Annotated in this window: 14 protein-coding genes; 12 read left to right on the top strand and 2 right to left on the bottom strand. The window is 39.5% G+C overall.

Annotated elements, in window-relative coordinates; genetic code table 11:
* A partial coding sequence (locus EHV10_RS08635; protein WP_148092613.1) for a transposase occupies positions 1 to 783 on the top strand: 783 nt, incomplete at its 5' end.
* 189 nt (positions 784 to 972) lie between these two features.
* Here the strand turns inward: EHV10_RS08635 and EHV10_RS08630 are convergent.
* On the bottom strand, positions 973 to 2883 hold the full coding sequence (locus EHV10_RS08630) for a GH25 family lysozyme (RefSeq protein ID WP_128674302.1): 1911 nt from the start codon (positions 2881 to 2883) through the stop codon (positions 973 to 975).
* A gap of 9 nt (positions 2884 to 2892) precedes the next feature.
* Complete coding sequence (locus tag EHV10_RS08625) at positions 2893 to 4083, bottom strand: cell wall-binding protein (protein WP_128674301.1); 1191 nt, start codon at positions 4081 to 4083, stop codon at positions 2893 to 2895.
* A gap of 343 nt (positions 4084 to 4426) precedes the next feature.
* Here EHV10_RS08625 and EHV10_RS08620 point away from each other — a divergent pair, with 343 nt between their 5' ends.
* The 11 genes from EHV10_RS08620 (at position 4427) to rfbA (ending at position 12549) form a co-directional block, all read left to right on the top strand.
* The gene (locus EHV10_RS08620) at positions 4427 to 4720 is read left to right on the top strand and encodes an AtpZ/AtpI family protein (protein ID WP_128674300.1); all 294 of its coding nucleotides are present in this window, start codon (positions 4427 to 4429) and stop codon (positions 4718 to 4720) included.
* The gene (locus EHV10_RS08615; RefSeq protein WP_128674299.1) at positions 4713 to 5126 is read left to right on the top strand and encodes a hypothetical protein; all 414 of its coding nucleotides are present in this window, start codon (positions 4713 to 4715) and stop codon (positions 5124 to 5126) included. Before EHV10_RS08620 ends, EHV10_RS08615 begins: the two co-directional genes overlap by 8 nt.
* Complete coding sequence (gene atpB, locus EHV10_RS08610) at positions 5123 to 5851, top strand: F0F1 ATP synthase subunit A (protein ID WP_128674298.1); 729 nt, start codon at positions 5123 to 5125, stop codon at positions 5849 to 5851. The genes EHV10_RS08615 and atpB overlap by 4 nt, the downstream gene beginning before the upstream one ends.
* Before the next feature lie 79 nt (positions 5852 to 5930).
* A complete protein-coding gene (atpE, locus tag EHV10_RS08605) occupies positions 5931 to 6188 on the top strand; it encodes an ATP synthase F0 subunit C (protein ID WP_007594440.1) in 258 nt (85 codons plus the stop codon).
* Between the two features lie 12 nt (positions 6189 to 6200).
* The gene (atpF, locus tag EHV10_RS08600; RefSeq protein ID WP_128674297.1) at positions 6201 to 6716 is read left to right on the top strand and encodes a F0F1 ATP synthase subunit B; all 516 of its coding nucleotides are present in this window, start codon (positions 6201 to 6203) and stop codon (positions 6714 to 6716) included.
* Positions 6704 to 7237: an ATP synthase F1 subunit delta gene (gene atpH, locus EHV10_RS08595; RefSeq protein WP_007594431.1), complete on the top strand. Its 534-nt coding sequence runs from the start codon at positions 6704 to 6706 to the stop codon at positions 7235 to 7237. The genes atpF and atpH overlap by 13 nt, the downstream gene beginning before the upstream one ends.
* 45 nt (positions 7238 to 7282) lie before the next feature.
* Positions 7283 to 8782, top strand: coding sequence for a F0F1 ATP synthase subunit alpha (gene atpA / locus EHV10_RS08590; protein ID WP_128674296.1), 1500 nt, complete (start codon positions 7283 to 7285; stop codon positions 8780 to 8782).
* A 12-nt stretch (positions 8783 to 8794) separates the two neighbouring features.
* Positions 8795 to 9661 (top strand): ATP synthase F1 subunit gamma, encoded by an 867-nt coding sequence (atpG, locus tag EHV10_RS08585; protein ID WP_128674295.1) that lies wholly within the window; start codon positions 8795 to 8797, stop codon positions 9659 to 9661.
* A gap of 39 nt (positions 9662 to 9700) precedes the next feature.
* Positions 9701 to 11092 (top strand): F0F1 ATP synthase subunit beta, encoded by a 1392-nt coding sequence (atpD, locus tag EHV10_RS08580; protein WP_128674294.1) that lies wholly within the window; start codon positions 9701 to 9703, stop codon positions 11090 to 11092.
* 8 nt (positions 11093 to 11100) lie between these two features.
* Positions 11101 to 11502 carry an ATP synthase F1 subunit epsilon gene (gene atpC, locus EHV10_RS08575; RefSeq protein WP_128674293.1) on the top strand — a complete coding sequence of 134 codons (402 nt, stop codon included), beginning with the start codon at positions 11101 to 11103 and terminating at the stop codon, positions 11500 to 11502.
* Positions 11503 to 11661: 159 nt separating this feature from the next.
* Entirely contained in the window at positions 11662 to 12549 is an 888-nt protein-coding gene (gene rfbA / locus EHV10_RS08570) for a glucose-1-phosphate thymidylyltransferase RfbA (protein WP_128674292.1), read from the top strand.
* Positions 12550 to 12596: the final 47 nt, after the last annotated feature.

The following is a 12596-nucleotide window of genomic DNA, read 5'->3' as shown; positions in this document are numbered from 1 at the left end:
GGGCAGCTAAAGCCTGCATACAATGTACAGATAGCAGTAGAGAATTATTTTATTGTACATAGTTATGTAAGTAATGATCGTACAGATTATAATACATTAATTCCGGTCCTTGAAAAGCATAAGGAAGCATTTGGAGAAGTACTTGAAGAAGTGACAGCAGACAGCGGTTATTGTAGTGAGAAAAATCTCTTATATCTAAAAGAAAATAAGATAGACAGTTATATAAAACTGCAGGATCATGAGAAAAGAAAAACAAGAGCATACAGTAACGATATAGGTAAATACTACAACATGAAGACAATGGTATTTGAGGATGAACAAGTCTATATCTGTCATGACGGTCGTGAACTGAGACATATCAACACTGAAAAGAAAAGACAGAATGGTTATACACAAACATATGAAGTATATGGATGTTCAGACTGTAGTGGATGTGAACATAAGTCTAAATGCTTATACAAATATAATCCTGATAAAGATGTTGATAAGAACAAAGTGATGAAGATCAATGAAGTATGGGAAGAGCTTCGAGAGAAGTCACATACTAACATACAGAGTGAAAAAGGTATTCTGAAACGACAGACACGCTCTATTCAAACAGAAGGTCATTTTGGAGATATTAAAGAGAATGAAGATTTCCGACGCTTTAACTATCGTTCTTCAGATAAGGTATATAAAGAATTTATGCTTTTTGCAATAGGAAGAAATATAAACAAATATCATCGTTTTCTCTACGCAAAACTAAAGAAATTTGAAGGAAAAATACAGGAGAAAACCGCATAGTAAAAAATGCAAAAGCAAAATCTCAGCCAAGGGGGTTTTGTGCCCAAAAATAGACAGCATAATAGAAAAACAAAATATCCTGACAAAGTCACAAAGCCAAAACGCCTTGTACTTGTCAGGATATTTCTATTTAGTTCTGTAGGGATTAAAATTCAGTATTTCCCGACAGCTCCTCTTTATCATTTTAATTTAGTTTCCTGCCGGTCCTACACTTGCTTGTGTAGAAACGGCTGATGAAGTCTCAGGACTTGCTGTTGTCGCAGGAACAATCTGAGACATAGCGCCTGACGCATCTATATTGTAGTCTGTACCGTTTACATTTACTGTTGTATTGGAAAGCATCTTTCCGCTTTCATCAAGATAGTATGAAACATTATTGATATTTATCATGCCTCTTGCCATACTTCCTGAATTATTCATGTAATACCAGTTTTTATCTACATTTATCCAACCTGTCTTCATAGCACCGCTTGGAGAGAGGAAGTATCTTTGATTGTTTAGATCAAGCCAGCCGGTCTGCATCTTGCCTGAGCCGTCCAAATAGTACCAAGTACCGCCGTCATTGACCCATCCGGTTGATATAGAGCCTGACTTGTCAATATAATACCAGTCGTTGCCATCCTTTAACCAACCTGTTTTCATAGCACCGGAGTCGGTAAGGAAATATCTGTTCTTTCCGTCATTTATCCAGCCTGTTTGCATTTTACCGGTGTTATCCGTGTAGTACCAAGTGTTCTTATCGTTTATCCAACCTGTCTTCATAGCACCGCTATTATCCATATAATACCAGGCACCTGAATCGTTCAGCCAACCCTTATACATAGCACCTGACTTGGTGAGGAAGTATCTTGAATTTCCAACATCAGTCCAACCGGTTTGCATCTTACCGGTATTATCCATGTAATATCTCTGATTTCCCGAGTCTATCCAGCCTGTCTGCATTCTACCGCTGTTATCCATGTAGTACCATGTGTTATTGTCATTTACCCAACCGGTAGTCATAACACCTGACGGAGCAAGGAAATATGTGTTTTTACCGTCTACAAGCCAACCTGTCTGCATTCTACCGTCTTTGTCGGCGTAGTATCTTTTGCTGCCGTCAGTGATCCAACCGGTCATCAGCTTTCCGTCGGTACTGTCAAGATAGTACCAATCGGAATTTTCCTTGTACCATCCCTTTTTTGCGGCGCCGCTTTTTGTCGGATCCAGATAATAGCTTGCATTATTTGAAGTAAACCAACCGGTCTTTGCCAAACCGTTTGAATCCATATAGTAGGAATTGTTGGAGTCATGTACCCATGAATCCTTTACCATATTGTAGTCTTTGTAATAATATCTCTTTCCTGCAATGGTTCTCCAGGTATTTGCAGGGATTTTGTCGGAAAAAGATTTATATTGGAAGTCAATATCTACATTACCTTTTATACCGTTTACCTTACCTGTGCTTGTAGCCTGCCAAATAACAGGATCCGGATATGAATGCTTTACATTATATCTGGCAACCCAGATATCGTATTTTTTCAGAGCATTCATATCAAGCTTATTTGCAATCCAATAGTCGTTTGCATATACGATAGGATAATATCCTGCGGCTTCCACCTTATTACAGAATGTCTTTATTATAGCGGTAAGCTCGTCTTTCGGAAGTTTACCCTGTGTATTGGCATCCTCCACGTCAAAAGCTACAGGATATGAAATAGGATAATCCTTTATTATATCCAGAACAAAATCGGCTTCTGCATCAGCCTGTGCGACTGTCATTGCATAGGAATAAATATATACTCCGAGCTTTATACCTCTTTTGTTTGCTTCAGTAAGATTTCTTCTTATAACAGGATCAATCTGACCTTTGTATCTGGTACCGTGTATGATGAACTGAACATCATCTGCGGCAACCTTGTCCCAGTCAACATCACCTTGATAATGTGAAAGGTCAATACCTCTTGCAACTACTCCGGTGAGGGATGATCCGTCAAGCATTTGATATACTCCCGGTGTTTGCATTGTCCATTCATTGGCTGCAAATGATGTAACCGGACTAAGCAAAGACAGTGCAAGTGACAAAGATATAGCCGTTTTTATAAATTTATTAAAATGCATTTTTTACCTCTATTTCGGTCCGGATATTTCACCGGGTTTTAAACCTACTTCATCCTTGCTTGAAGAAGAGCTTTGTGCATTCTTTTTGCTCTCATCAGCCGGACTTTTCGCTTCCTCTTTATTATTTTTTGCTTTTGCTTCATCAACCGGTGAAGCGGGAGCTGTTGTTTCTTTGCTTCCGGGTTTTGCCTCTGCCGAAGTCTGGGCAGCTGAAGTGGAAGGAGAACTTGAAGATTCGATTTTAGCTCCGGGTGCAACTGTAGGTGCCTCATTAGCGGCTGCAGTAGGTGCTGCCGTACTGCTCTTGCCGTCCGATTTTTTTGTTTCGGATATAGCATTAGTGACACTGCTAGGAGTGCCACTAAGATTTGTACATACACCATTTGCATCGAATGTGTATTCTTTTCCCTCTATATTTATGGATTTACCGGTAACCATCTTTCCGTCGGCATCAAAGTAATAATATTTGCCGTTTGATTGTAACCAACCGGTAATCATATGACCTTTTTCATTGAAATAGTAAGATGCTCCGGAAATCTTCTTCAGACCGAATATCATTTTACCGTGATTTTCGCCTTCAGCTTCTTCCATATAGAACTTATGAGTACCGTCATTTATCCAACCTGTTTTCATAGAACCGTCAGCATTGAAATAGTAGTAAATACCGTCGATTTGATTCCATGATGTATACATCTTTGCGGAACTGGAGAAATAATAGGTCTTGTCGCCTATTTTTGTCCAACCGAAAGCGGCTCTTCCGTCAGGCTTGAAATAATACCATGCACCGTCCATTTGCCTCCAACCTTTGGCCATGACACCTGTACCCTTAAGGTAGAAGTAGTTAGAATCGCTCTTTAACCAGCTGTTTTGCACAAGGTTTCCGCTGCTGAGTGTGTAATACCAGTCATTATCAACTTTGAACCAGCCTGTAGCCATTATTCCGTTAGACTTAAAGTAATACCATTTGGAATCGATTTTCTTCCATCCGGTCACCATAACGCCTGTAGAAAGATCCATATAATAATACCCGTTTGAGGACGGGAGCCAACTTTTATGCAATTGTCCGTTGTCATCCAGATAGGTCCAGGTACCGTTTGACTCTTTCCAACCGTTTGCAGCATATACCGCAGAAACGGCAGAAAGTGAAAGCAAGCCGCTTATCATACCTGTAACCAACATTTTCCTGATATTATGTTTCATATTTCCTCCTTTTATCAGATTAATCGGGAATAAAACAGATTTTAATCTCACGATTCCCTATATCAAGTTATTATAGCATCTTAGTCAACAATAAAATAGTTCCTATATTATAACAAATATTTACGATTTACAGAACACCATTTTATCATCTTTAAGCTCAAAAAATTTTTGTATAATTTTTTTGAAAATAAGTTTTTAATTTAACAATGATACTGATAAAAATAACACGGATATAGACAAGTAAGAATTATATAGGTATAATAAGAAAACCAAAAAAAAAATTAGTATAAAATGCAATATTGAAAGTTTTTGAGGTTTTGGAGTATAGTAGGAGGTGTGAGATATGGAAGCCTTAAAATATTTGTCACTGATTTCGCAGGTCGGCTTTACCATGGTTACACCGATTTTACTATGTACATTTTTGGGTATGAAATTGGAGGAAAGATTTCACTTTCCGTTTACTCTGATCTTTATGCTTCTCGGGGTAATAAGCGGATGTATGTCAGGGTATAGACTTATCATGAATACCATAAAAAAGATGGACAAAAAGAAAGAAGAAACAAACCTGCAAAAACAAGAAAATACTTTTGTTTTGCCAAAAAGAGAAAGTAGGATTTTTAAGAATAAGGATGAATAAGGAAACAAGAAGAACATGCCTTTATATGGGTATGGGAGTTTTACTTTATGAAATCATTTTGAGCCTGGCGGCAATCCCGTTTACGAGGATTATGAAGTATTCACTTTTACCGGTCGAACTTGGTATACTGACAGGCACTATTTTGGTAATAGGCATGGTCATTGATATGGGAATATCCACAGAAGACAGCCTGTACGGGGGAAATCCTTCTTTTGCACAGAGAAAGATTATGATTCATTCTTTGCTTAGGAAGGCGGCTCTATTTATTGTTGTTGCAATATTTTGGAATAGTAGATACATAAATGCACTCGCGATTGTCATATCTGTTTTCGGACTGAAATCGGGTGCATATATGTATCCATTGTTTAAAAAAATATTTGAAAAAGGAAGAAAGGAGGAGACATGAGCTTAAGTATTTTAGCTGAAAGTGCAGCCGGAAGCAAAAATTTGGATTTCATGATTCATGGCCTATTTAAGTATAAGCTTTTTGGACAGGAACTCTATTTGACTACGACTACAGTTTCCTTGTTGATCGTTGTCTTATTGATTACTGTATTTGCTGTTTTTGCAAACAGAGCAATAAAGGCGGCAGATCCATACAATGTCCCAAGCGGATTTGTAAACTTTTTGGAATGTGGTATTGAAGCGTTAGAGGGAATGACCGATACTATACTTGGTGCAAACAAGGATAGATTCTTAAACTATATAGGAACAATTTTTATCTTTATTTTTGTTTCTAACTTCAGCGGTTTGCTCGGACTTAGAAACCCGACAGCGGATTATGGTGTAACATTCTTACTTGGATTTTTTACATTTTTAATAGTAAATTTCCAGGGTATAAAGAACAGAAAGTTAAAACATTTTACATCGCTTTTTGAGCCGATACCGTTGCTCTTTCCGATAAATGTTATCGGTGAGATAGCAAACCCGATATCTATATCATTGCGTCTTTTTGCAAACGTGCTTTCAGGTGTTTTGATCATGGGGCTTTGGTATGGTATGATGCCGATCTTTTTAAAGATTGGTGTGCCGTCATTCTTACATCTGTATACAGATGTATTTTCAGGAGCATTACAGACATATGTTTTCTGTATGCTTAGCATGGTCTATATCAATGACAAATTAGAATAGTTCATTGAATAGTAAAATATTTTCATGGATTTAAGTGAGGAAGTGCCTTACTTGATATCATATATTTTGGAGGTTATTTATGAATATGACAGGACAGGATTTTATATTTGGTTGCTCTGCTATAGGTGCAGGACTTGCAATGATAGCAGGTATCGGACCGGGTGTCGGACAGGGTATTGCGGCAGGACATGGTGCGGCTGCAGTAGGTAGAAACCCGGGAGCAAGAGCGGATATCACATCAACAATGCTTCTTGGACAGGCGGTTGCAGAGACAACAGGTCTTTACGGACTCGTAGTTGCTATGATTCTTATGTTCGTTAAGCCTTTCGGCGCTTAATTTGGAGGTTTTATGGAAAGACTGATAGGATTTGACCCTCAGCTTTTGGCTGATTCAGCCATCACAGGCTTTGCGGTCCTTTTCTTGTTCTTTATTCTTTCCTATTTGCTTTTTGATCCGGCTAAGGAAATGCTCAAAAAAAGAAGAGAGCGAGTTGCCGGAGACCTGGAAAGTGCGAAAGATGCAAAGGCAAAAGCTGATGCTCTTAAGGCGGAGTACGAAGAAAAATTGGCCTCTTTCCAAAAGCAGGCTGACGCTATCTTAGAGGATGCCAGAAAAAGGGCAAAGGATAGAGAAAACGAAATCATAGAAGAAGCAAAGGCGGAAGCTAGAAGAATTACTGACAGGGCTAACAACGAAATAGAGTTGGCAAAGAAAAAAGCCATGGAAGAAGTAAAATCAAATATAGTGGATGTTGCTTCGATTATTGCAAGCAAGGCAGTCAATTCTGCAATGAATGTTGAAGTGCAGGATAGACTTGTTGAAGAGACTTTAAAAGAAATCGGAGATGGTACATGGCAAAATTAGTGTCCAAAGTATATGGAGATGCTTATGTGTCGGTAGTATCTGAAAAGAACAATCTGATTGATGCACTTGAAGAGATAAAATCCGTAAAAAACATTTTACTTGAGAATGTCGAGATTATAGAACTTCTTGATTCACCTAAGATGGATGATGAGGAAAAAATCGACTTTATAAAGGGAATATTTGAGAATCACATCAGTGTTGATTCATTGGGATTTTTATTGACTATAATCGAAAAGAAGAGACAGGCTGAACTTATACCTATACTTGATTATGTTATAGATTGTGTAAAGGAGCTTCTTCTTATCGGAAAGGCAACTGTTACCACCGCATTGCCACTTGATGATTCAAAGAAAGAGAGAATAGTGGATGAACTTTTGAAGTCATCACATTATAAATCTCTTGAAGTAGAATATGTGGTAGATGAGAGTATCATAGGCGGTATTGTCATCAGAATCGGTGACAGAGTTGTGGATTCAAGTGTAAAAACAAGAATTGATAAGATGAGAAAAATGTTATCATAAGCCGTATTACCGGCAAAAAGTTTAAAGAAAAGAGGTACGAGTCTAGTGAATCTAAGACCTGAAGAAATCAGCTCAGTTATAAAAGAGCAGATAAATAAGTATTCAACTAAACTCGAGGTATCAGATGTGGGTACTGTTATCCAGGTGGCAGACGGTATTGCCAGAATACATGGTCTTGCAAAGGCTATGCAGGGTGAGCTTCTGGAATTCCCGGGAGATGTTTACGGCATGGTTCTTAACTTGGAAGAGGACAATGTCGGTGCTGTTTTACTTGGTGATAAGAAGAATATCAGCGAGGGTGATACAGTAAAGACCACAGGTAGAGTTGTAGAGGTTCCTGTAGGAGATGCACTTACAGGTAGAGTTGTAAACGCGCTTGGACAGCCGATCGACGGAAAGGGACCTATAACTACAGATACCTTTAGAAGAATAGAGAGAGTTGCACACGGTGTTATCGAAAGAAAATCTGTAGATACACCGCTTCAAACAGGAATAAAGGCTATTGATGCCATGATTCCTATAGGAAGAGGACAAAGAGAGCTTATAATCGGTGACAGACAGACAGGAAAGACTTCTATCGCTGTAGATACTATAATCAATCAAAAAGGACAGAATGTTCATTGTATCTATGTCGCTATAGGGCAGAAGGCTTCCACTGTTGCATCAATTGTAAAGACTTTTGAGGATTACGGTGCTATGGACTACACTACAGTAGTGGTTTCTACTGCAAGTGATCTTGCGCCGCTTCAATATATCGCACCTTACTCAGGCTGTGCCATAGGTGAGGAATGGATGGAAAGAGGAGAGGATGTGCTTGTAGTATACGATGATCTTACAAAGCATGCTGCCGCATATCGTACACTTTCACTTCTTCTTAAGAGACCACCGGGCCGTGAGGCTTATCCGGGTGATGTATTCTATCTTCACTCAAGACTTCTTGAGAGAGCTTCAAGATTGTCGGATGATCTTGGCGGCGGTTCACTTACCGCATTGCCTATAATAGAGACACAGGCAGGAGACGTTTCAGCGTATATCCCTACAAATGTTATTTCTATTACAGACGGTCAGATCTATCTTGAGACAGAGATGTTCAATTCGGGATTCAGACCTGCTATCAATGCCGGACTTTCAGTATCAAGAGTAGGTGGTTCCGCACAGATAAAGGCTATGAAGAAGATTGCAGGACCTATAAGATTGGAGCTTGCACAGTACAGAGAGCTTGCATCATTTGCACAGTTCGGTTCGGAGCTTGATGAAGCTACAAAGAATCAGTTGGCACAGGGTGAGAGAATCAGAGAAATCTTAAAGCAGCCTAACTATAAGCCGATGGCGGTTGAATATCAGATAATCATTATCTTTGCTGCTACAAAGAAACTTTTGCTTGATGTTCCTACAGAGAAGGTACTTGAGTTCCAGGATAAGTTGTTCAGATTTATAGAGAGCAAGCATCCTGAGATAGCTGCTGAAATTAGAGATAAGAAAGAAATTTCCGACGATTTGGCAAAAAGACTTACAGATGTTATCAATGAATGTAAGAAAGCATAGTGCAGGTGTATTATGGCTTCAATGAAGGAAATAAAGCGTAGGCGTGCGGCGATACAAAGCACTGCTCAGATTACCAAAGCCATGAAACTTGTAGCAACGGTTAAGCTTCAAAAAGCAAGGACAAAAGCGGATGCTTCCAAGCCTTACTTTACCGTAATGTATCAAACTATCGCATCAATGCTTGAGAAAAGTGAGAATATATCTCATAAGTATCTTAAGAAAAATGACGGCGGTAAGATAGGCGTATTGGTTATTACAGGTAACAGAGGTCTTGCAGGAGGCTATAACAATGCTGTAAGCAGGCAGGTAATAAGCGAATTCAAAAGCAATGAAACACTTATATATGCAGCGGGTAAAAAAGGTAGAGATACACTCTTACATAAAGGCTTTGAAGTAGAGGGAGACTTTTCAGAGATTGTGGAAGAGCCGTTGTACAAGGATGCCGCAGATATTACAAAGGTATTGCTTGACGACTATGAAAGCGGAAAGCTCTCAGAGATTTATGTGATATATACCAATTTCAAAAATACGGTGGTACATGATCCTGTACTTTTGAAATTGCTTCCTATCAGCAAGGAAGATTTATTACAGCCTGAGACTACAGAAAGTGAGGGTCCGAGAGCCCTTATGAATTATTCTCCCAATGAAGATGAAGTATTGGATGCTATAATTCCAAAATACATTTCTTCTGTTATTTATGGCGGTCTGATGCAGTCTGTTGCTTCAGAAAACGGTGCCAGAATGACCGCTATGGATTCCGCAACATCAAATGCGGAAGAACTTATAGATAAGCTCGGCTTACAGTATAACAGAGCTCGTCAGGGTGCTATCACTCAAGAGCTTACAGAGATTGTGGCCGGAGCCAACGCCATAGAATAACTACCGGAAACGGATGAAGAAGAGGAAGGAGAAAAGTTGATGGCAGAGCCAAATATTGGCAAAATAACCCAGATTATCGGTGCCGTTTTGGATATTAAGTTTTCCAGAGGACACTTGCCACAGATCAATGAGGCAATAAAGATAGATACAGCGGACGGAGTGCTCACTGTAGAGGTTGCACAGCATCTGGGAGATGATATAGTAAGAACAATTGCCATGGGAAGCACAGACGGACTTGTTCGTGGAATGGAAGCAAGAGCTACAGGAGCACCTATTTCAGTTCCTGTCGGTGAAAACACTCTTGGTAGAATTTTCAATGTACTCGGAGAGGCAATTGATAAGAAAGAACCACCTAAGGTAGAGGAGTATCTTCCTATACATAGAAAGGCTCCAAGCTTTGAGGAGCAGTCTACTCAGACTGAGATTCTTGAGACGGGAATCAAGGTAGTTGACCTTTTATGTCCATACCAAAAGGGTGGAAAGATAGGACTCTTTGGTGGTGCGGGTGTAGGAAAAACCGTACTTATACAGGAGCTTATCAGAAATATCGCAACAGAGCATGGTGGATATTCAGTATTTACAGGTGTAGGTGAGAGAACCAGAGAGGGTAATGACTTATACCACGAAATGACCGACTCGGGAGTTATCAATAAGACAACCATGGTATTCGGTCAGATGAATGAGCCGCCGGGTGCGAGAATGAGAGTAGGACTTACAGGTCTTACGATGGCGGAGTATTTTAGAGATCAGGGTGGAAAGGATGTACTTCTTTTCATCGACAATATCTTCAGATTTACACAGGCCGGTTCAGAGGTTTCAGCACTTCTTGGACGTATGCCTTCTGCGGTAGGTTATCAGCCTACACTTCAAACAGAGATGGGTGCGCTTCAGGAGAGAATCACTTCTACAAAGAACGGTTCCATCACATCCGTTCAGGCTGTATATGTGCCTGCGGATGACCTTACCGACCCTGCTCCTGCAAATACATTCGCTCACCTTGATGCTACTACGGTTCTTGACCGTTCTATAGTGGAGATGGGTATTTATCCTGCGGTAGATCCTCTTGGTTCCACTTCAAGAATACTTTCACCTCATATAGTTGGAGAAGAGCATTATCAGGTAGCACAGAGAGTGCAAGAGGTATTGCAGAAATATAAAGAGTTACAGGATATTATTGCCATGCTTGGTATGGATGAGCTTTCTGAAGAAGATAAGCTTACTGTAGCAAGAGCAAGAAAGATCCAGAGATTCCTTTCACAGCCTTTCTTCGTGGCAACACAGTTTACAGGAATTGACGGAAAATATGTACCTCTATCAGAGACTATCAGAGGATTTAGAGAAATTCTTGAAGGAAAGCATGACGATATACCTGAGCAATATTTCCTAAATGCAGGAACTATCGACGAGGTTGTAGAGCGTGCCTCTAAATAGGAGGTAGTATGGACAAGTTTGCATTAAAAATAATGTGTCCCGACCATGTTTTTTTTGAAGGGGATGCTACAATGGTGGAGTTTACCACAACACAGGGAAATGTCGGTATATATGCCAAGCACATCCCTATGGTAAATGTAATAGCACCGGGTAAATTATCTATACATTGTGAGGACGGAAGTGTAAAGACTTGTGCTCTTCACTCAGGCTTTGCGGAGATCTTACAGGATGAAGTCACAATACTTGCCGATTCATGTGAGTACAGTGATGAGATAGATGTTAACAGAGCCAAAGAAGCAAAAGAGAGAGCCGAAAAAAGACTTTCTCAAAGAGACGGTATAGATGTTGCCAGAGCTGAGCTTGCACTCAGAAGAGCATTGGTTCGTCTGGATGTAGCAGGATATAAATAAATTATAAGGATTGTATGTTTGTTTTAAAAGGATAGTAACATACAATCCTTTTTTATTTCTTCACAGATTTGTCAAATTATGGTATTATAAAAGTTATTGAAAGTTATATTCATAACGGCTTTGAGGTTGAAAAAGCCCTAGCGAAAGTGAGGACGAACAATGAAGGGTATTATATTAGCAGGTGGTAGCGGCACAAGATTATATCCGCTTACAAAGGTTACATCAAAACAGCTATTGCCTATTTATGACAAACCTATGATTTATTATCCTATTTCCGTATTGATGGAGGCAGGGATTAGAGAGATACTTATAATTTCCACACCGGATGATACTCCGAGATTTAAAGAATTGCTTGGAGACGGTGCGCATTTCGGACTTAAATTAGAGTATGCCGTTCAGCCAAGTCCTGACGGACTGGCACAGGCATTTATTATCGGAGAGAAGTTCATAGGCAATGAGCCTGTGGCGATGATACTCGGAGACAATATTTTCCACGGACACGGGCTTAAGAATCATTTAAAATCAGCAGCTTCAAAGGCAAAAGGAGCTACAGTATTCGGATACTATGTAGATGATCCTGAAAGATTCGGAATCGTTGAGTTTGATAAAAACGGTAAAGCGATTTCAATAGAAGAGAAACCGGAAAAGCCGAAGAGCAATTACTGTGTTACAGGACTTTACTTCTATGACAATGATGTAGTGGAGTATGCCAAGAACTTAAAGCCGTCTGCCAGAGGAGAACTTGAGATAACAGATCTTAACAGAATCTATCTTGAAAAGGGAGAACTTGATGTACAGCTGCTTGGAAAGGGATTTACATGGCTGGATACAGGAACACATGAAAGTCTTGTGGAGGCTACCAACTTTGTATATACCATTGAAACACATCAGCACAGAAAGATCGGATGTTTAGAGGAAATAGCATACTTAAACGGCTGGATAAGTGATGAAGATCTTTTAAAGGCTTATGAAATATTTAAGAAAAATCAGTATGGTAAATATCTGAAAGATGTATATGACGGTAAATATATAGATAATATACATTAGTCATAATTTACGATTTATTAGGCCTGAGAACCTTTAAAGACTCAAGC

Origin of the sequence: Lachnoanaerobaculum gingivalis (assembly GCF_003862475.1) — a bacterium.
GTDB lineage: Bacteria > Bacillota > Clostridia > Lachnospirales > Lachnospiraceae > Lachnoanaerobaculum > Lachnoanaerobaculum gingivalis.
This window is presented reverse-complemented; position numbering and strand designations above follow the sequence as displayed.